This is a genomic window from Candidatus Neomarinimicrobiota bacterium, assembly GCA_021734025.1.
Taxonomy (GTDB): Bacteria; Fidelibacterota; JAANXI01; order JAANXI01; family JAANXI01; genus JAANXI01.
Genome location: JAIPJS010000003.1, coordinates 25,849 through 47,315, shown reverse-complemented (window position 1 = coordinate 47,315; position 21,467 = coordinate 25,849). Strand labels below are relative to the sequence as shown.

Below are 21,467 nucleotides of genomic sequence, written 5' to 3'. Positions count from 1 at the left end.
TAATGTTATTTTAGCAACAGCATCTGTTCGAACTTCAAAAATTGCCTTTCGCTATCAATGTTACGCAAACATTTAACGAGCCCACGGGACTTATAATCGGTGTGGATCATTCTCCCACCACTATCGTGGTGGGCTAAATGCAATCGTCCCTCCGGGACTATACTGGTGATCATGGAATAGTTCTGTCATGGGCGACAAGTGAATAGCCCCGGGATTCATCCCGGGGTTTCATGAGCCAAGAAACTGAAACATCCCGCCAGGGACGGCCGCTGAATCCAATCCCCTCCGTCTAAACAAATTTAATAACAAGCCATGTGAAGATGCTTACAAATCCCTCAATTCCGCCGGAACCAGTTATCCAGCATATCAAACAGTGCATCCTGCGTCTGGCAGATTTCCAGGTCGATGGGGAGCGAATCGGCAATGTAGCGGCCGTACTGTTTAGTGGCGACACGGGGATCGGCGATGATGACCACACCGGAGTCGGTGCTGGAGCGGATGAGCCGGCCGAAGCCCTGGCGGAATTGGATGATGGCCTCCGGCAGCGTATAATCAATAAATCCGTTCCCGCCGGCCTCCTCGATAGCCGCCGTATTGGCCTCCACCACCGGATCGGTGGGCACCGAAAACGGCAGTTTGCCAATGAGCAGCACCTGGAGCGCTTCCCCGGGTACGTCTACCCCCTCCCAGAAGCTTTCGGTGCCGATGAGTACCGAGGACTGCTCATCCCGGAACTGCTCGATGAGGTCGGTGCGGGAGATGTTTCTGGTTTGCCGCAAGAGCCCGATTTCCATCTCCCGGTAGTAGCTCTCGATGCCGCTGAAGATCTGATCCATATTCCGGTATGAGGTCGTCAGCACCAAAGTACCGCGCTGATATCGTTCGGTGATATTCCTGACAATCTCGGCTAACTGCTTGCTGTGTTCCTCCGATCCCGGGCGTTCAACATAGGATGTCACGCAGCCGATGATCTGCTCCGAAAGATAATACGGGCTCCCGAAGTCCGCGGTGACCACTTCCCGTTCCTCCAACGTATCCAGTCCGGTGCGACTCTTAAAATACTTAAACGAATCGGCCACCTTTAACGTTGCCGAGGTGAAAACGGCCGTGCGGAGTTCGTCGTACATGTGCATGGTCAGCACCTCCCCAACGGAAATCGGCGTGGTAATGAACTTCGGCTGGCCCTTTTCGCTCACCGGCAGCTCGTACCAGTAGATCTGTTCGGGATCCGCGGCCTCGGTGATGGCGTGGAAGGTATGCGCAATCTCTATCAGCTCATCGTAACTGTATTGGATATCCTGCCGGATCTGATCCACATCGGTGATATAGTCGTCGCTGAAATCCTTCAGGTGCTGATGGAGTTCCTTCAGAACGCCCATCACCTCTTTAAAGCTGTTCCTTACTACCTGGATTTGCTTGCCCAGCGAATCGAACGGCCTGGACTCGCTGGTATAGCGCACCCGTTCGGTGTAGGTAAACTGGCGCTGATTACGGGCGGCCTGGGTGTGAAAGTCAGAAAGGAACGCATCTGCCGCCTTCTCCAGGGCGCTTAAGCCTTCTATGGAAGCATCGATTTGGGATTCAAGACCACCAGTCTCCTTCTCCTCGTCCATTTGCGTCACAGCCACCCTGAGCGTCGCCAGGATGCCGTACTCCGCCCGACTCTTGGTGTAAAGCGTTCCTGTCGCGTTTCGTATCTTCCAGATGTCGAACTCCGACGCAAAATACCGGTACGCGCTGTTCTCCAGGTTGTGCGCCTCATCCACCACCAGATGGTGATACTCGGGAATGGCCATGTGCCCGGATGCCGCATCCGCCAACAGCAGCGAATGATTCACCAATACCAAATGTGCGTTGGTTGCATGCTTTTTCAGCGGCCCCAGGAAACAGCCGTTGAATTTCTGGCACCGCTTGGTGGTGCAGTACCCACTCTCACTGGCAACCTTGTTCCAGAGATTGGCATTGCGCCCCTCATGGAAGCCGTTGTTTTCGGAAATATCCCCGGTTTCGGTCTGTGACGCCCAAATCACAATTGGCAGCGCTCCGACACGCTCCCTCTTTGCAAACCGGCTGACGTTCCTGAAAAAGTCCGCCCACTTGTTTTTACAAAGATAGTTGGATCGCCCCTTCAGCAGGACGGCTTTGAACTCAAGTCCGAGCCTGTCGTGAATAAACGGGATATCCTTGTAAAAGAGCTGCTCCTGGAGATTCTTGGTGTTGCTGCTGATGACCAGCCGCTCGCCGCGATCGTTATTTTTCAGCGCCCAGAGGATGCCGGGCAGCGTATACGCCAGGGACTTGCCGACTCCGGTGCCGGCTTCCGCCACCAGAAAGGTGCCATCGTTCAATGAATTCGCCACAGCTTCCGCCATAGCCGCCTGGGCGTCCCGCTCCTCGAATTTGCTCAGGGACTGTCCCAGGGCGCCATCTTTGGTAAAATAGCGGGTCAGCTCGAACGTATCGATGGATTCCAGCGGTTCCCCCATGCCGTCGAACTCCAGGCCGCCTTCCCCATAGATGTTGAATCGCTTCGGTGGCTTCAGCGGCGGCTCGCCAATACCCTCAGGTTCATTCCGGGAAATCAGGAGGTTGGCCACGTCGACAAACAGTTGCTTTGTGTGGACGTCCACGTCTGACAACAGGTGATTGCACTGGCGTATGGTCTCCAGCGGCGTAGCGACCATCATACCGACGAGTTTCAGGAAGCTGTCGCCGGCCATCTTCGCGTCGGCCAGCGCCCGGTGCTCGTTGGAACGTTCCACGCCGAACGCCCTGGCCACCGTCTTCAATTTGTGATCCACAAGCCACCAGGCAAAGGTTCTGGCCAGGATCAGCGAGTCATACAGCTGATTCTCCGGCGGATCACTACCGGATCGCTGATAGTGGGCTTCCAGCATATTAATGTCAAAATCAATATTATGCGCTACGACGGGATAATCGGCAAGGAAGTCCCGGATTTCTTTGTGGAAATCCTCATATCGCGGCGCATCTTTGACCATATCGTTGGAAATACCCGTAATCCGGGTAATCTCTTCCGGCACCGTCTTTCGTGGCTGAATAAGAAAGCTGATTTCATCAACCGGTTCCCCTTTTTCGTACTTCACAGCAGCAAATTCGATGATGTCGTCCTGCAACGGATCGAAGCCGGTGGTTTCGGTGTCCAGGGATATAAAGGTCTCCAGGTGAATCTTCTGAAAAATTTTGTCATCTAACATGGATATAGACTATTCCTCGGGTCAGTGGTTACCAGCCTTTAAGGTAGCATTCTGCGTGTATTTCTCATAGCGGGAATTCGGGAAAAAGAGGGATAAAGGTATAAGGGTATAGAGAGTACGGTATTTCTTAATCTTACTCATACTCGGTTGTTACCTGGAAAGGAGAAAGCAGGAGGGAGAAGGGGAAAAACTGTAGGTTGTCCGTTGTTTGTGGATCGTTGATCACTAGACTTGCGAATATATATTTTTATCTGATTTTTTTCGCTGTACGTGGATTTTTAGTAAGATGAAAGAAGGAGAGGGGGTAACGAGCATAACGAACTATAAACAACCAACTACTATCGATTATCCGCTGAAGTAGATACTATTAAAACGTTTGACACACGGACGAAGGACTCAAGACTCCTAACCGCCATTAACGATAACCCGAAAACACAGTAACACCATAACACGCCGTTACCTGATCACCCTAACACTCAGATACTGCCGTTAACTTTGTACAACCTTCCGAAGCACCGTTTGCATCTCGTTTAATTTATACGGCTTGGGAACCATACCCCTAAATCCATATTCTTCGTAGTTAGCCATAATCGGATTATTGGAATATCCACTCGATACAATTGCGCGAACGTCCGGGTCGATTTCCTGGAGTTTTTCAATTGTCTCTTTGCCGCCCATTCCTCCCTGAATCGTCAAATCTAGTATGACGGCATCAAACGTGTTTTCGTTTTCCATCGCTTCCTGATACGAAGTGACTGCCTCTTCCCCGTTTTTGGCGGTGATGACCTTATAGCCCAGGATTTCCAGCATATCCCTGACCACCTGACGCACCGCGTCCTCATCATCCATAGCCAGGATCCTCAGTTCCCCTACTTCTTCTGTGTTTTTATCAGCGGGCACCACGTCCTGTTCGCCCGAGGCTTCAGTGTCAATTTGTTCCTTCTCCCCGGATACATTTTCGGCCGCAGGCAGGTAAAACGTGAAGGTTGCTCCTTCGCCGGGACGTGAATCAACGGTAAGTAAGCCGTCGTGCTTATTTACGATGGAATAGGCAACAAAGAGTCCCAAACCGGTGCCATCCTCTTTCGTGGTAAAATAGGGATCGAAAATTTTGTCCTGGTTTTCCGGCGGGATACCTTCCCCGGCATCACGCACCTGGATGCAGACGTAATCCCCTGGATTCAACGGAACTTCTGAATCCAATTTTATGGTTACATTTTCTCCATTAATTCTGATGTTCCCGCCGTCCGGCATCGCCTGGTCCGCGTTAATTACCAGGTTTTTGACCACCTGATGAATTTGACTGTCATCAATCATTACTTCGGACAGGTCGGACGGTATATCGATGTCACACGAGACGTTTGACCCTCTCAGCGCCATCTCTGCGGCCTGGGATACCGGTTCTTCGATGGTGCCGATCTCCCGGACCGGCTCACCACCTTTGGAGAGCGTCAGCAACTGCTGGGTGAGCTCCTTGGCCCGCCATGCGGCTTCTTCCGCAATCGAAACATAGTTATTAACCGGGTGCTCCTCCTCAAGTTTCAACTTTGACAGGGATAAATTCCCCACAATGACTGCCAGAACGTTGTTAAAATCGTGCGCAATTCCGCCGGCAAGGATTCCCACTGACCGGAGTTTCTCGGTCTTCTGTATCTCTTCTTCCAGACGGTGCTCCTTGGTGACATCCCGGAAAACCAGCACAACGCCAATGGTCTCGTCATCCTGGCTTTTGATCGGTGCGCCACTGTCGGCGATAATCCGCTCGGTACCATCTTTGGCTACCAGTACCGTACCGTTGGCCAGCTCGACAATCGATTCGCTTTCCAGTACCTTTTCTACGGGATTTGGCAGAGGTCTCCGGGTTCGCTCGTGGATAATCCTGAAGACTTCCTCCAGCGGCTTTCCCATGGCCACTTCGTGGGGCCATCCTGTCAGTTTTTCGGCTACCTCATTCACCAGAACCACATCCCCATGGATATCCGTGGTAATTACCCCGTCACCGATGGAGTGGAGCGTTACAGCCAACCGTTCCTTCTCCTCGGCCAATGCCTGCCGGGTACGGATGAGTTCCTTGTTCTTTTGCCGTATCTGCCGGGTACGTTCATTAACCTGGTGCTCTAATTCCCGCTCCCTGGCATTAACCTGATAAACCCTATATCGGATTGTTCCAACAATTATTCCAACAATGAATAGTCCGACTAATATTTGAAACCAGGCTCTCTGCCAGTACGGCGGAATGATGGTAATATGCACCGGTTCTGCCTCATTCCATTGTCCCCAGACATTCGCCCCACGCACCCGAAATGTGTATTCACCCGGACTCACATTGGTGTAACCGACTGCATGCCGCGTTCCTGCCCTGCGCCATTGTGTGTCCAGCCCTTCCAGAATGTACTGATATTTGTTTTCTTCCGGATGAGTATAATCCAGCACTGCAAATTCGAATGAAAAGAATTGTTGATCATGTCGGAGCTCAATGCTGTGATCCTCCGGTATGATATGGGGCTCCTCGTACAGACGAAACTCAGAAATGACGACAGGCGGTTTAATTTGAGATGGCTCTAATTTACCAGGTTTAAAACTCACCAGCCCTTTCCGACCACCAAAAAAGACTTCCCCTGACTCCGTGGTAATACAGGAACCAAGATTAAAATCCGATACAATAATCCCGTCAGAGCGCCTGAAAACGGCAAAGGAGTAACTGTCCGGGCTAAATCTTGCGAGGCCGCGTGAAGTGCTTATCCAGATCCCGCCATTTTCATCCTCCGTTATACCATAGATATTACTACTCTTTAAGCCATCATCTTCATTGAAGATTTTGAAGGTATCGGCTTTGGAATCGTAACGGTTGAGACCGTTGGATGTCCCGACCCAGAGTACACTGTCGCGCGTCTCATAAATATCGGTAATTTCATAATGACTGAGCCCGCCAGGCTGTACATCCCGGGTCGGTATTGTGGTAAAAGTTTGCGACTTCCGGTCCATCAAACTGAGACCGCCGTCTGTTGCAATCCAAAAATTATTTTGCTGGTCCTCCATCATATTTACCACATAATTCCCGGCGATTGCCGTGGTGTCCTCATAATCCGGCGTCACGTACTGAATAAACCGATCGGTTTTTTTGTCATACCGGATGAGCCCTGCTCCGTCCGTGCCGAGCCACAATGTGTTGGACCGGTCCTCGTAAATTGCGAGTACGCCTGCCCGGGGAAGACTTTCCGCATCCGCCGGATCGTTTTGAAAAACCCGGCAATCGCCGGACTTCATTTCATACCTCAGGAGCTGAGGGCTGTTTTGACCGGTAATTGAAACCCAAAGAATTCCCTGACTATCGATAAGAAAGTCCCGAATAAAATTTTCTGAGAGATCACACTGGTCCGGCTCAAATTTATTAAGTGTATTGGTTTCCGGATTCAGTATATAGATGCCGGTGTAAGTTCCGAGCCATATTTCCTGGCTATTTTTTTCCTGGAGGCCATGTACATCTCTGTCCTGCAGTGTCTCACCGGATGCGGTGGTCATACTCCGATAATTATTAAATACCTGCTTAGACGGGACATATTTATTCACACCGTTGCGATAGGTTCCAAACCACAGGATTCCACTTTTGTCCATATACATGGTGGAGATGCCGTTGCTGCTCAAACTGTACCGATTGCCCTGAACGTGATGGAACTGATTAAATTCCTGACTTTCCGGCCGAAATCTGTTCAGTCCCCAGTTGGTTCCTATCCACAGATTTCCATCATCATCCTGCAGCAGAGATAATACTGTGGAATTCGACAAGGTGTTTTCGGAATTGGGATCCTGTACATAGTGCCGGATATCCCCGGTTTCACGATTGAGATGATATAATCCGTTTTCCGTCCCGAGCCACAGTTCAGTGTTGCCTGTGCCGGTGACCGCGCTCACCTGCAAATCCTCTATTCCATAGAAGAAATCCGCAAATTCGCTGTAGGGAGCAACGTATTCTCCCTTCGTCTTGTCGAAGAACCTGACTCCACCATCCGTTCCCAATAAGAGGAGCCCATTTTCATCGTCATAGATGTTCCAAATCCTAGCCATATTAACTGAGTCGGGTGTCGTATCATAATCACATTCCAGGTACTGAAGAACCTTATTCTCTTCGATATTGAATTTATTTAGTCCCCAGGCACTGGCTATCCAGAGAAGACTGTCATTCTCTGCATACAAATCCGTGACATAACTATTCGTCAAGTTACCTTCGACGCGAAACTGCTCCGGAAATTTTTGAAATGCTCCGGTACGGATATTTAGCCTGTCCATACCGCCTCCGGTGCCAATCCACATGTAACCCGGAGTGTTTTGCGCAAGTGCCAGAACCTTGTTATTTCGCAGAGAGGCAGTATCCGTGAAGGATGATTTCAATATTTCAAAATCATACCCGGAGTACTTATTCAAACCTTCATCGGTGCCAAACCAGATAAATCCTCTTTCATCCTGGAGGATAGCGTTAACGGCACTTTGGGACAACCCGTCTTCTACCGTCAGGGGTTCAAAGGTACCAAGCTCCTGCTTGGCAAATAAATTTAAATGCAGACTGAGGAAGAGCACCAACAAGCAAATTCCAGGGAACCCCTGAAAGGCAGAGAGGTAATTCGATATTTTACGCAACCGTCGCATAGTCAGAGAAAAAACTCAGACCCTTTATATAACTTTACCCTATATACCATATTCTAATATCGACCGATGTGATAAAAAATGAATCCACAATTTCCCGAAACAAAAAATATTTTCCGCGGCATACGTCCTATTTTGAACGCTATGCAATTCGATAATTTTCAGTCTATAATCAGGGCAATTTAACAATCAAATGTACTTTTAAAATCAACAACCACTCGTCAATTGTCAATTAAATTTAACATGCTAATCTTCAGGATTTAGCATAAATGCGGTAATCGATATTTCAAGTGATAATTCCGAAGCTATGCGGTCCAATATCTTCGTACGTATAAAATCCCCCTTAAAGCAAGTGGCTCCCGGAGCGCGTTCCTCATGTGATACTTTTACTTCTCCTTATATCCTACTATATTTCAATTTGTTACTGTACTTGAAGAGACAAAACCATAGTGAAGTCGTCTTTCAAGCAATAGTAGAGGTTTTTCCGGAGATCCTTCGATGCAGTCATGGTTTCCAAGTCTCGAGGTGTTGCTCAGGTTCTCATTGCCGTCTGGTATATCTATTGTGGGCTCAGAAAATTTGACTTCAAGTAGATTATCAGATAATACATCTATAATCCATATTGTAAAGGGTTTAACCTTGTTACAATACGAAGAAATGTCTGACACATTTGTGGGCAGGCAAATGATAGAAATTCCCGGGTCAGCCTGTTAATGGCCCGCACTTTTCTGCAGGCTAATTCTGTCAGGATACAAAACTTTTCAGGATCTTGTAATTTTTCCTAATTCCGAGTCCAAAGGATTCTTGTGAGGAGTATGATAAAGTGAATACACCACAGTGCCGCTAAAATGAACTACCCCGAGGCAGAGACCTCGGGGAATTTTGTGATTGAAGAAACGATGTTTACGGGGCGGCGACCTCCGGTTCGGATTCATACCGGGTTTTATCGTGCATCCCCTCGTCCCGGATCGACACGGGATAATCACCGGAAAAGCAGGCGTGGCAAAAATCGTCAGGATCGAGGTCCGACGCGGTGATCATCCCCTCTATGGAAAGATACTGCAGACTGTCCACGTTCAGGAATGTCCGCATCTCCTCAATGCTCATATTATTGGCGATGAGACTGTCTCGTTCCGGAAAATCCAATCCGTAAAAGCAGGGATGCTTAATCGGCGGTGAGCTGACCCGGATGTGCACTTCTGCCGCACCGGATTCCCGGAGAAGTTTCGTGAGAGATTTTAGCGTGGTGCCACGAACAATTGAATCTTCCACGACCACGACTTTTTTTCCGTTGAGTACACCTTCGACGGTGTTAAACTTGATGCGCACGCTGGTGTCCCGCATGGTTTGGGTCGGATGGATAAACGTCCGCCCAACATAGTGATTCCGGATGAGTCCCAGCTCGAACCGGAGACCGCTTTCCCGGGCATATCCCAGGGCGGCGGTATTACTGGAATCCGGAACGGAGATGACGATATCGGCGTTGGGACATGGCGCTTCGTGCGCCAGGTTCTTCCCGAGTTTCCGGCGGGTTTTGTCCACGTTATCGCTGTAAATCCGGCTGTCCGGACGCGAAAAATAAACGTACTCGAAGACACAGTGTCTTCGGTCAATTTGGTTGGTAATTTCGTATGACTGGAGTCCGCTGTTATTGACGCTTACCAGCTCGCCCGGCTCAATATCCCGGATATACTCGGCGCCAATCAGATCAAACGCACACGACTCACTTGCAAAGATAGTGGTCTCCCCCAGTTTCCCCATACAGAGCGGCCGGAATCCATGGGGATCCCTGGCAGCAATTAGTTCATCTTCGGTCAGAATTAAAAGTGAATATGCCCCCTGGACCTGCCGAAAGGCGTCCAGCGTTCGATCCACCAGGGTGTCCTTATCGCTGTGGGCGATCAGGTGCATGATGATTTCCGTGTCAGACGTCGTCTGGAACAATGCCCCGTTATTGATAAGCCGATCGCGAATCTCGGCGATGTTTACCAGGTTACCGTTATGACTGATCGCCAGTTTACCACCGCGATAATTGAATAGCAGCGGCTGGACGTTCACCATGTGCGAGCCGCCAGTGGTGGAATACCGATTATGCCCGATAGCACTTCCGCCCTTCAGGTTTTCCAGGATCTTCCGATCCGAAAACACATCTGCGACCAACCCCATCCCGTGGTGCTTAAATGCCACATTCCCGTCTGTCGAGACAATCCCGGCACTTTCCTGTCCCCGGTGCTGTAACGCATACATGCCAAGGTAACTGAGCACCGATGCTTCCGGATTATTGTGAACGCCAATTATTCCACACATGGTTTATTTTTCTGCCTCGTTATTTTTGATAACCTTAATATTAAGAGAACCCATTCCACTTCACAAGCCCCAAACAGAATCTGCTCATTTCGACACCTGATGCAGGACCACTCCCCCGGCGATCACCCCGACAGCATCCGCCACAAGATCACCCCAGCTGAAGACGCCCTCCTCAGCGCAATAGTCTCTCGCCTCTTTTAATACGCCTATCCCCAGTGATATTCCCAGTGAAGGGATCAGCGCTCCATCCTCACGCTGCCGAAGGTAGTATCCGGAGGTCATCACCAGCATAAAACCGGATGTCATATGCTTCATCTTATCTATTTGCTTCCAGGATGGAGGCATTTTCAGGCTTATGGTATTTCTTATTGGCTCATCCGGCAGGCTCACAACCGGCTCATCACACCTCACCGGAGAGATCGCGCCTGCTATCACCACGAAAACCAGTAAATTAGCGAAGCAGCGCATCGATATCGATCAGCCCGACCCGCTGGATGATAATCAGCATCACGGCCACAGGGGCAATATATTTTAGTAGAATTACCCATCCCTTGTAGAACCAGGATTGGGTCCAGCTGGTTCCCTTGGTCAACTCCGCCTTCCGGAGTGCCGGATCCAGTCCCCAGCCAACGTAAATGGAGATAAACAGCCCGCCCAACGGAAGCATCCAGTTACTCGCGAGGTAATCCACGGTATCAAAGAAGTTTTTACCGTACATGGCCTCCCATTGGGGAAACAGATCCCCGCTGCCGCTGAGTGCGCTCGGAATTCCGAACAGGAATACAATGGCCCCGGTCAGCAGCGTCGCCTTCTTTCGGTCCCACTCCATTTGATCAATAAAATACGATGTAACAACTTCGAGGAGCGACACCGCCGAAGAAAGCGCGGCAAAGACGATCAGGACAAAGAACAGGAATGAGAGGAACATCCCTCCACCGCCGATTTCGCTAAATATTATCGGGAGCGTCTGGAAGACCAAACCCGGTCCGGCCTGCGGATCGTGGCCGTAGGTAAAGATGATAGGGAACATGACCATACACGCCAGCAAGGCTACAAAGGTATCCAGGATGCCGATCATGATGGAGGCTTTCGGGATATCCGAATCGCGTTCCAGATAGCTTCCGTAGGTTAACATGGCGCCCATACCAAGGCTCAGTGTGAAAAACGCATGCCCCAGCGCCTCCAAAACGCCTGACGGCTTTAGTCGGTCAACATGCGGGAAAAAGACAAAATCCACCGCTTCGCCCCAGCCGCTGAGAAACATTGAAATAATCGCAAGGATGACGAAAATCATGATAAGCACCGGCATGAGAAACCGATTCCAGCGTTCAATCCCCTTTTTCACACCGCCAATAACGACTCCGACCACTAGCACCATAAAGATGGCGTGCCAGAAGACGTTAATTCCGCCCGAAGTATACAGCGTCGTAAAGGTATTCCCGATCTCGGTCGGCGTTTTTCCCTCGAAAAAATTGGTCAGGGACATAAAGGTATAGTTAAGAGCCCAGCCAGCGACTACGCTGTAATAAGACAGAATCACAAAACCGGACAATACGCCGAGAAATCCGACCAGCTTCCAGTTGCTGTTTTCGCCAGCTAGCTCAGCGAACGCGCCCACTGGCGATTTTTGGCTGGAGCGGCCGATAGTGATTTCCGCCATCATGATGGGGATTCCAACCAACGCGATACAAAATAGATAAATCAGGACGAACAGGCCCCCGCCGTTTTCGCCGGTGATGTACGGAAATTTCCAGATATTCCCCAGTCCGACAGCGGAGCCGACCGCCGCCAGCACAAAGCCAAGCCGCGATCCCCAGTGTTCGCGAGTCAATTGAGAATCCATTGTGTATCCTCCGGTGCGTCTCGTCGTTTAAAAAGTTATCCCGATATTCATCTGCCACCCTATGTCCGTCGGTGTGAATCCCAGCGATAAATCCGTATCGTCTTCCGGGAATCCCGCCAGATGTGCATCAACGTAAGCATCAGTAATACAGAGCAAATACGCCGCCAAATATCGCCAGGCCCATGTATTTCGGCGATATTCGGTTTTATTCCTTTCCGTTACATCCGATATCGTATCCAGCTGTTGATGGACATCGTAAAATTTATAGGCGAAAAAGGCATGCGTGCCCAAAAAACCGGCGGCTTTCAGATAATGCCCGGTGTAGGCCTGTCCCCAGCCCGGAATTATTACAGATCTGATCAGCGCTCCCCTGGGGGACGGTAAATTGTCTGCTGTGTCCGGAGGAGACTGCGGCAGGATTATCGCTGGGATTATCACCAAAAGGAATCCGAACCAAAGCCGCGCTCCGATCCCGGAGTTTAATGGCGGAGATACAGAAGAGCCCATCATACAATAGTCGCGTTTCGGTCCCAATTTCCGATGACTTTCACCGCATCCGGCACTATCTGCACATGAATATCTCTGGCATTCATAGCGAACACTTCACCGTCCATGTGCACGGGCAGGTTGTGGTCGCTGGTAATGTATAAATCCGGGGACCGTTCCATGGTGACCTGCTGGACGGCGCCGATTTTCCCGTTGAACAATTTGGGAAAATGCCGCAAAATGGTGCCAATTGAAACATCCTCGATGTAGCAAATATCAAAGGAAGCGTCGTTGAGTACAGCATCAGGTGTCAGCCGGAAACCACCGCCAACCGTATGTCCATTACCCAAAGCCACCAAGTAAGTCCTCCCAACTTTGATAGTACCATTGAACTTGACTTCCATGTCAATGGCCGCATATTGCAACAGAGACTTTATCAGCGCGGCAACATACCGTGCCTCGCCGCGGAGTCTAGTAATTTTGGTGGCCTGATGATTCACTAGCGCATCAAATCCCACGCCAACACTATTGATAAAAAATCGTCCCCCTACCTTCCCAATATCAATAGACTGCACGGAGTGACCTTTCAGAATCTCGATAGCGGCACCAATATCATTTGGAATCCCCGCACTCCGGGCAAAGTCATTGCCGGTGCCGCACGGGATAATTCCCAGGTGGCAATCCTCACCAACTAACCCGTTCAGAACCTCGTTTATCGTTCCATCACCACCAAACGCTACAACTACGTCGTAATCTTCATGAGTCGTTTTGTGAGCAATATCCGCCGCTTCCAGCGGGGTATGGGTAAACTCGAGAGTATAGTCCAGTCCGGCGTCGATGAGGTAATGCTGGACTTCGTCCAGATGACGTAGAGTTTTACCGTGGCCGGCGGCCGGGTTGGCAATAATTTTATACCGATGGGCAGCAGCCATTAATTTATTCGCAGACGGCGATACATTCGATTTCGATATTGGCGTTTTTTGGGAGAGCGCTGACCTCAACGGCCGATCGCGCCGGGGGTTCCGTGGGATAGTATTCCGCAAACACTTCATTCACCGTTCCGAACTGGCTCAGGTCGGTCATAAATACCTTGAATTTGACGACATTGTCCAGGGTAAGACCGCCACCGGATAACACAGCCTGGAGGTTGTGAAAGACCTGGCGGACTTCCGCAGCAAAAGAGTCGGTCACCAGTTCACCGGTTTTGGGATCGATCCCTATCTGACCGGCTGAGAACAAAAAACCGTTCGCAACGATTCCCTGACTGTATGTTCCGACGGGCTTTGGAGCATTGGCTGTTTCAATTACCTTTTTCCCCATAATTCCCTCATAATTGTGTAATTGAATTCCAAGCAGATTGGATTGTGAAGCAGAAAAAGATTTTACGATCCTCCCCCAATAATGTCAACGTTATATCAGTTGAAACAGTGTTAAGAGGTAAAGTGTTCAGGTGTTCGAGTGTTTCCCGAAGGGATCCCTGCGGGGCAAGTAAAAACGCGGTGAGGTGGTTTAGTGTTATTTTGTTATGAAAATTATTGACCGGGACAGCCCCTAGGGTAGTGCTCGCGTTATATATTATTGCCGGTGGTGGATTTGTCAGCCGTCCCTGGTGGGACTTTACCTATTTTTGTTCCCGGATTCCCCGGGATAAATCCCGGGGCTATTCATTATCGTCCCTATTGTTTCTAATAGAACTCGTTCGGTTGGTAGATGCTTTTTTGCCGTTTTTAGTCCCGAAGGGACGATCGATTTTAGCCCACCAACTTATTGGTGGGTATTCAAAGCACCTATTCCGTCATAAGTCCCGCCAGGGTAGACCGATTATCACCAACCAAATCCTGTAATCAATGGTATGGGGATAACGCTGTTCAAGCCGTGGTTAACCTGAACACTTGAACACTGTAACACTATACCACTGTTGTTGACGCGCTTTTCATTTGCCATCAACTCTCCTGTAAGCTACATTGCATCATGGATTTTCCGACACATCGCATTGCCGGGCACTACCTCGCCGATTCCCTTCCGGATTCCCGGCGGTTTCTGCGGAACTGGGAGCGGATTTTCCAGCAATTCGACACCGACTATCCCACGGTACTTGCGAATGCCATCTTTTGGGTTCAGCACAGCGATAAGCCGTGGATCGGCCTGAACCACCTGGAGCGCTTCCTGGATTCTCTGTCCGAACCGTCGACACTGTTCGATTTTTTGGAATCGTATCCGTCCGCCTTCGAAATTCTCTGGAACGCCCTCTCCAAAGCGCCCTACATTGCCGAATTGCTGATCCGGAATCCGGAAGATTTTTACTGGCTCATCGAAGAATCCTCTCTGGGGCGAGACCTGGAACGGACGGCCCTGCAGCGGCAATTCGAAAATACGGTGCTCTCGTTCGAATCACCCTATCGCCGGCATTCCTTTCTGCACCGGCTGCACCGGCGCCATTTTCTCCGGATCGCCATCCGGGATCTCCTGGAGATTAGCGATTTTGAGCGAACGACCACCGACCTGAGCAACCTGGCGGAAACCCTGATCCGGATCGTTACCCGGATGGTCACACGGTCGTTCGCAGCAAAGGACCGGCTGCCGGATTCCCAGTTTACGGTTATTGCACTGGGCAAACTCGGAGGCGCTGAACTGAATTACAGCTCCGACATCGATCTGATGTTCATTTACGATAAAGACGGCAAGCTGCCCAGCGGCGAATCTTACAATGCGGCCTACCAGAAGATCGCCGAGGAAATATGCCGCATCTTGAACGAGCAGTCGGAGCACGGCATGCTCTACCGCGTGGACACCCGGTTGCGGCCGGACGGCACCTCAGGGATTCTTTGCCAGTCGCTGTCGGCGTATCTCCATTACTACGAAATCCGCGGCCGGCTCTGGGAGCGGCAGATGCTCCTCAAGGCCAGACCCGTTTCCGGCGATATCCAATTCGGTGAGGAAGCGCTCCGGCGGTTCGAGCCCTTTATTTTTCCGAAATCAATACAGTCACCGCTGGAAGAGGTGGTTGGCATGCGGAAAAAGTCCGAGACTATTACTTCCGACGGCCTCAATGTGAAGTCCGATCCCGGCGGTATCCGGGACATCGAATTTATTGTGCAGGCTCTCCATCTGCAATTTGGCGGAAAAAACCCCGACATCCGTTCCGGCAATTCCGTAAAAAGCCTTAAAAAACTCTCCGTTGACGACCGGTACCTGACCACGGATGAATCCCTCACCCTCCAGGCGGCGTATAAATTTCTCCGGCAAATCGAACATGCACTCCAGCTGCAGGAGAACCGGCAGACGCATATCCTTCCCAGGGAAGAACCGGACAATCAGCTCATCGCCTCCTCCATCAAGTTCGATGATTATGATACCCTGTACCAAAAAGCGACGGAAACTATGGAGGTTATCCGGGATATCTACAACTCGGTTTTCGATATTACGAGTGAAGCCGGCGGCGATGACTACAGTAACTACTCCGATGAAGACTGGTATCAATACTTTTCCGACGCCGGGTTCTCTGAACCGCGAAAGGCGGCCACCCAAATCCAGTCGCTGGCGACCGGGAAATTCCCCAATCATCACGACGCACCAACACGGGAGGCGTTCTGGGATCTCTGCCCCACGCTGCTGTCGCAACTGGAAGATCAACCGGCTCCGGCGCAGGCGCTGACCGACTTCGAGCGGGTGCTCCGATCGTATTATGCCCTGGGCAGTCTGTATAAAATTTTTACGTCAAATCCGGAAGTGCTCTCGCTTTTCCTCCGGCTCATTTCGGTCGCTCCCAAGGTCATTCCATGGATTATCCAGCAGCCCGGACTCCTGGATACGCTCATCAGTTTGCCTTCCGACAGCATACCGGACGATCATTTCCCGGAAATCTATGCCCGGCTGAGTCACCGCGAAATAGACGAAGACAACTGGCTCGAAGAAGCACAGAATCTGCACCACGATGTCCTCCTGACTGTTATCATCCACTGGATAGCCAATCATATGACATTACAGGAAACGCAAGCCCAGTTCGCCATCGCGCACCGTGCGCTAATCTCTGCATCTCTGGATTACTGGCTACAGGACTACCGCGAGGATCTCTGTGTCATCATTGCCGGATCGGCGGCAACAAATTCCATGGTTTTCTCGTCTGACCTGGATCTGGTGTTTCTGGTCTCCAAAACGGACATCTACACCGAAATCACGGAAGCCGTCCAGGAATATGTCGCTACACTCCAGCAATACACTGTGCAGGGCCGGCTGGTGTCATTCGATTTCAGGCTGCGGCCGGAGGGGTCTTCTTCTCCCCTGATAATGCCGGTTAATGACTATAAACACTACATCAGGGAACGGATGTCCGGGTGGGAATTCCAGGCCATGACCAAGGCGTACCATCTCTGGGGTGAACGGTCTCTCTGGAACAATGCGTCTGAGTTACTGGATGAGCAGGTACATAACCGGATATCTAAACGGAACTTCTGGGACTCATTACTGGAGTGGGAAGCGACGGTTAATCGCCAAAAACGTTCGACCAAAGGCTTTGATTTCTCCTTTCAGGCCGGTGGATATTTTCCTGTCCGGAATAGCCTGGAATGGGTTGATCTTCCCGGCGTTCAGGTCTCTGGTGATTCCGTGTATACTCTCAGAGAGGTTTATGCATTTTATCAGCGATTACGATGGTTTCTGGGATTATTCGTTGAGGGCTCCATCAATTCCGTGCCAATCGATGCACAAAAACGGGACTATCTTGCTGTCAATGCCGGGTTCGGGGGGCCGGAGTCTCTGGAGGAAACAGTACGGGAAACGTTGCAACGCGGGCAAGAGGCAAACACTACACTTCGGAAAAAGTTACTTCAGGAATTTACGTAAAGTTTTTTCCAACTCATTCAGCACCTGATTCGTTTCTTCAGAATCCACACCATAGCCGTTCGGCGGACCCAAATAAAAAATATCGGTAATCTCGTGGTTTTCGGTGTGAATTTTCGCCGAGTGAATATTGAACCCGACTTCGGCGATCATTCGAGTCAGGTAGTATAATAATCCGGTCTGATCCTGACCGGTCACCTCTAGCACGATGTATTTCTGCTCCCGCGTCCATTGAATATGCGGAGAGACGGCGACACCGAAACTGCTTTGGGCGTGCCATCGCCAGCGCTGTTCCGCTTGTTCGATGAGTTGCTCCGGCGTCTCTTCATCGGCAAACACCTTCTCAAGCGTCTTCCTGATGGCTTTGTGCGAATCACTATTAAGATGGGTACCGCCGCCCACAGGTATTACACGAAATTGATCGATAGCGATATCGTCTTCTCTGGTAAAAATGGAGGCGTCGATAATGTCGCAATCGTGCGAAGTCAGGACGCTACAGACGGTTGAGAGAAGTTTGGGGCGATCCCTGGTGATGACGGACAATTTGGTAAATCCAACCTCGTTTACCTGATACACGACTACGCTGCGCTCATCGTCAGGATCCTTTAGGCGGTTGATGGCCCGGATATGCTCCTGAATCTCCTGCTCGGAGAAGAGCGCCGTGTACCGGAATCCCATTTCGTCGGTGTGAATATGAAATTCCTCCTGCAATTCCTCTGAAATTCCACCGATTTCATCACTTGGCGGTCGAATAGGCTCTTTCCGGAGATACTGCCGCGTCTTCCAATAGAGTTCGTAGAGCAGCGTCGCCTTCCAGTCCGTCCAGAGATCCGGCTTCACCGCGCTGATGTCGGAGAACGTCATCAGGTACATGAGCCGCAGCGAATCCTCATCCTGCACTATCTCTGCGAAGGAACGGATGGTCTCTTCCCTGTTCACATCCCGGCGAAGGGCATGCATCTCCATCTCCATGTGTTCGGCGATGAGGAATTTAACGGTGTCGGTATACTTTTCCTGGCCGAGCCGCTCCAGTATAGTTCCCACAAGTTCCGCACCGATCTCATCGTGCTCATCCCGATCCACCGCTTTGCCAAAATCGTGTAACAGCAGTGCCCAGTAGAGGGGGATGGTGTCGGACAGATTCTCGTAGACTTCTTCGAACTTGTAAGGATCGCTGTTCGATGAGTTGAACAGTTTATTTTGAAGGTTATCGATGGCCCTGAAGGTGTGTTCATCCACGGTATAATAATGGAACATGCTCTGGATGTGGAGCCGACGGATCGTGGAGATCTCCGGGATAATTTTGACCAGCATCTCAGTGTAAAGTAATGTCCGGAGCATTTCTCCGGCGTCCGGATTCAGGAGAATATTATTCAGGATTTCCCCGACTTCCGGCGTCTGGAAATCGGAATCGTCCAGGGAATGGACGACCTGTTCAATCGTGTGGCGAACGCCGCTTGTCAGTTGCAGATCGTGTTCCTGGGCGTACAGGATAAACTTCACCAGTAAGGTCGGTTCCTTCGGCAGACTTTGCTTTTCATCCAATATGACCTTGTTTCCCTGACGCAACAACCCCGGGAACCCTTTCAGCGATTTGGTGCGCCGGAAACGTTGTCCTGATTGCTCCCGGTAGCGCTTTTCCTGCAGAAAAAAATTGTGCGCGTAATCCAGTTCCCTGGCCGCCCGGTAATACGCCAGCATAAATGCCTGGACGTCCGGCTCCCCGTTCAGAATATAGCCGAACTGCTCCGCCAGTGTGTGCCGGATGTTGATATCCAGGAAGTTGGACTTGCTCCCCTTCGACTGTGTAATAAAGTGGGTGCCGTGCCGCACCTGGAGCAAAAAGTCATACGCGTCTTTAATGGCTGCATATTCCCTGGACGTAATAAAATCGTTGTTAACCATCCATTGTAATACTTCGGAGGAGCCGATGCTTTCTTCCGAGGTGACTCCGGGGGTGCACCAGCCTTTGCCCACCGCAATCCAGTGGATGGTATGCAAATCCCGGAGACCGCCGGCGGATTCCTTAATATTCGGTTCCAGCAACTTATAGGTATTGCCGTATTTATCCCGGCGAGCTTTGGATTCCTCAAGTTTAATATTAACAAATTCTTTTTTTCCGCCATCGAAATACTTATCAGCCCAGCCCTTGAAATCTTTGGCCAGGTCTTCCCGGCCGAACAGGATACGGTATTCGGTAAGCGCACTGGCGAAATCCGAATCTTCAACCGCTTTGGCTTCGACCTCGGACAGCGTATGCGCGCTGTATTTCACGTCCAGACGTGCATCCCACAGCGGATGCAGAAATTGCTTCAGCAGTTCCTCTATTTCGTCCTTATCGGCCTCCGAATAAAGCACCAGGAGATCCACGTCCGAAAACCTGGAAAGCTCCCGGCGCCCGAATCCGCCGATGCCGATGAGCAGCACCTTTTCCCGGAAATGGCTCGCCGCCTTCAGCAAGACCGAATCCACGGCGCCGGTCAGCTGCAGACAGGTCTCCTCCCCGGAACGCTCTAGATAGGTTTCCGCAATTTCGTCCAGCCGCTGTTGGATTTTTTCCATGACGTTAATAATACAAAAAGCACGACATGAATTGACAGGGAAAACTGTGTTACTGTGTTACTGTGTTACCGTGTTACCGTGTTAAAGTTGTGTGTTTTCGTAATCGTAATCAGGTTTTCTCACACAGAGCAAGGAAAACGGAGCGAATATCAATCGCCGAATATCCAATTTCTAATGTCCAGGCGCCCACTTCCCCGCGTCCCGATTGAAGAGTGAACAATAAAAAATGACGAAGGGAGAAGGGGGATAAACCGGAGACTGGAAGGGAAAAAGCCCCGCGGGGATCTCTGTAGGGAGTGATCTCGTTCTCTTAATCTCAACTTCGGAGTATCGCAAGCGAGATTCCTCGACTCCATCCAGCGGCTGCCGGCTTCCGGTCGAAATGACTTCCCTCTCGGGCCCTGGCTATGTAAAGCAAACCAGTCTTCCCGAGCGAAGGTTCGCCAGAACCTGAGTCGAGGGATCTCGCTGATTTATCGGCGGAGATTCCTTCACGAGATCCCTCCGCTCGTCCGGCGGCTGCCGGACTCGGTCGGGATGACTGTATTCGCTGCGGGTGGGTTATGTGATTCACCTGACACCGACAGTCAGGCGCCCTCCCACCGCCTCGCAATGAGATTGCGAGGCTCAATACCGAATATGGAGGTTAACCGAGATTTCCAAAAACATACTTTGGTAGCCTTTGAATCTCATTCAAAGGCGAACCCAAGCACCTTACGGATTGATCTGCAGCGCTCTAAGTGACCGCTCTGTGCTTCGTCGTGTTAGATGACCCTTTTTAATCAGGGTCGTTGACCCCTGAAAAGGTCAATAAGCAAATGAGTCATCCTGAGCGAAGGTTCGCCAGAACCTTAGTCGAAGGATCTCGTTTTCTACCGGTGGAGGTTCCTTCACGAGATTCCTCTCCCAAAGGGATCCCTCACGGGACACTCGCCTGCGCTCGGTCCAAATGACTGTCTAGTTCCGGTCTGGTACCGCTTTCCTTCGGCGGGGGTCCGTTATACAGTTGGGGTAGTTAGATCAAATCAGGGGTACTAGGTTCAGCCCTACCAATTTCTTGGGCGGTGCGAGGGCGGGAACCCGAACACCTTAACACATGCTCCGGGAGGAGTCCCTTCCGGGAAACACTCCGCCTAAGGCGGAAACACTGCCGTTAAAAATCCCAGAGATGCAGGCCGATCTCCTCGTCGTATTCCCTGGTAATTTCGTTGTCCGAGGTAAGGACGCGGAATTCGCCGGTGACCTGAACGGTGGCCTCAATGAGGTGGCCGCCCTTGGCGTTATAATCAGTGTCGGCGAAGACAATGTGGCAGTGCGGAAACGGCACGCCGTCCTTCAGCGAAAAATTGCCCTTGCAAGAGAGAACTTCATGAGTCTCCTTGAAATGGCGCTCGGGATAACTTTGGGTCTCGGTATCGAAATAACCTACCGTCAATTCGCGGAAGGCGCCAATCCCGGAGAATGTTCCGGAGGTCAATCCGTGTTCCTTCGCAAATTCGGTTAGACTGTCCATCACTTTATCGCCCTTGACGAGCTGGATATAATAGCCGTAATTGGTTTTTTCTACGTTCATA

Annotated in this window: 11 protein-coding genes; 1 reads left to right on the top strand and 10 read right to left on the bottom strand. The window is 50.7% G+C overall.

Annotated features, from left to right (window positions below):
- Positions 1 to 335: 335 nt before the first annotated feature.
- The 8 genes from K9N57_04435 to K9N57_04400 all read right to left on the bottom strand — a co-directional run bounded on the left by K9N57_04435 (position 336) and on the right by K9N57_04400 (position 13,812).
- Complete coding sequence (locus K9N57_04435) at positions 336 to 3,215, bottom strand: DEAD/DEAH box helicase family protein (GenBank protein MCF7803415.1); 2,880 nt, start codon at positions 3,213 to 3,215, stop codon at positions 336 to 338.
- Positions 3,216 to 3,704: 489 nt separating this feature from the next.
- On the bottom strand, positions 3,705 to 7,859 hold the full coding sequence (locus K9N57_04430) for a response regulator (GenBank protein MCF7803414.1): 4,155 nt from the start codon (positions 7,857 to 7,859) through the stop codon (positions 3,705 to 3,707).
- A gap of 900 nt (positions 7,860 to 8,759) precedes the next feature.
- On the bottom strand, positions 8,760 to 10,163 hold the full coding sequence (gene purF, locus K9N57_04425) for an amidophosphoribosyltransferase (GenBank protein MCF7803413.1): 1,404 nt from the start codon (positions 10,161 to 10,163) through the stop codon (positions 8,760 to 8,762).
- An 84-nt stretch (positions 10,164 to 10,247) separates the two neighbouring features.
- On the bottom strand, positions 10,248 to 10,631 hold the full coding sequence (locus K9N57_04420) for a hypothetical protein (GenBank protein MCF7803412.1): 384 nt from the start codon (positions 10,629 to 10,631) through the stop codon (positions 10,248 to 10,250).
- On the bottom strand, positions 10,615 to 12,006 hold the full coding sequence (locus K9N57_04415; protein ID MCF7803411.1) for a sodium-dependent transporter: 1,392 nt from the start codon (positions 12,004 to 12,006) through the stop codon (positions 10,615 to 10,617). Before K9N57_04415 ends, K9N57_04420 begins: the two co-directional genes overlap by 17 nt.
- A gap of 27 nt (positions 12,007 to 12,033) precedes the next feature.
- Entirely contained in the window at positions 12,034 to 12,516 is a 483-nt protein-coding gene (locus K9N57_04410; GenBank protein MCF7803410.1) for a hypothetical protein, read from the bottom strand.
- Positions 12,513 to 13,424 carry a diacylglycerol kinase family lipid kinase gene (locus K9N57_04405; protein MCF7803409.1) on the bottom strand — a complete coding sequence of 304 codons (912 nt, stop codon included), beginning with the start codon at positions 13,422 to 13,424 and terminating at the stop codon, positions 12,513 to 12,515. The genes K9N57_04410 and K9N57_04405 overlap by 4 nt, the downstream gene beginning before the upstream one ends.
- Before the next feature lie 4 nt (positions 13,425 to 13,428).
- On the bottom strand, positions 13,429 to 13,812 hold the full coding sequence (locus tag K9N57_04400; GenBank protein MCF7803408.1) for a RidA family protein: 384 nt from the start codon (positions 13,810 to 13,812) through the stop codon (positions 13,429 to 13,431).
- Between the two features lie 651 nt (positions 13,813 to 14,463).
- Here K9N57_04400 and K9N57_04395 point away from each other — a divergent pair.
- Positions 14,464 to 17,334: a hypothetical protein gene (locus tag K9N57_04395; GenBank protein MCF7803407.1), complete on the top strand. Its 2,871-nt coding sequence runs from the start codon at positions 14,464 to 14,466 to the stop codon at positions 17,332 to 17,334.
- Here K9N57_04395 and K9N57_04390 read toward each other — a convergent pair.
- Both K9N57_04390 and K9N57_04385 read right to left on the bottom strand, forming a co-directional pair.
- Positions 17,314 to 19,893, bottom strand: coding sequence for an HD domain-containing protein (locus K9N57_04390; protein ID MCF7803406.1), 2,580 nt, complete (start codon positions 19,891 to 19,893; stop codon positions 17,314 to 17,316). The two genes, K9N57_04395 and K9N57_04390, sit on opposite strands and share 21 nt — an antisense overlap.
- Before the next feature lie 1,153 nt (positions 19,894 to 21,046).
- Positions 21,047 to 21,466: a DUF296 domain-containing protein gene (locus K9N57_04385; protein ID MCF7803405.1), complete on the bottom strand. Its 420-nt coding sequence runs from the start codon at positions 21,464 to 21,466 to the stop codon at positions 21,047 to 21,049.
- Position 21,467: the final 1 nt, after the last annotated feature.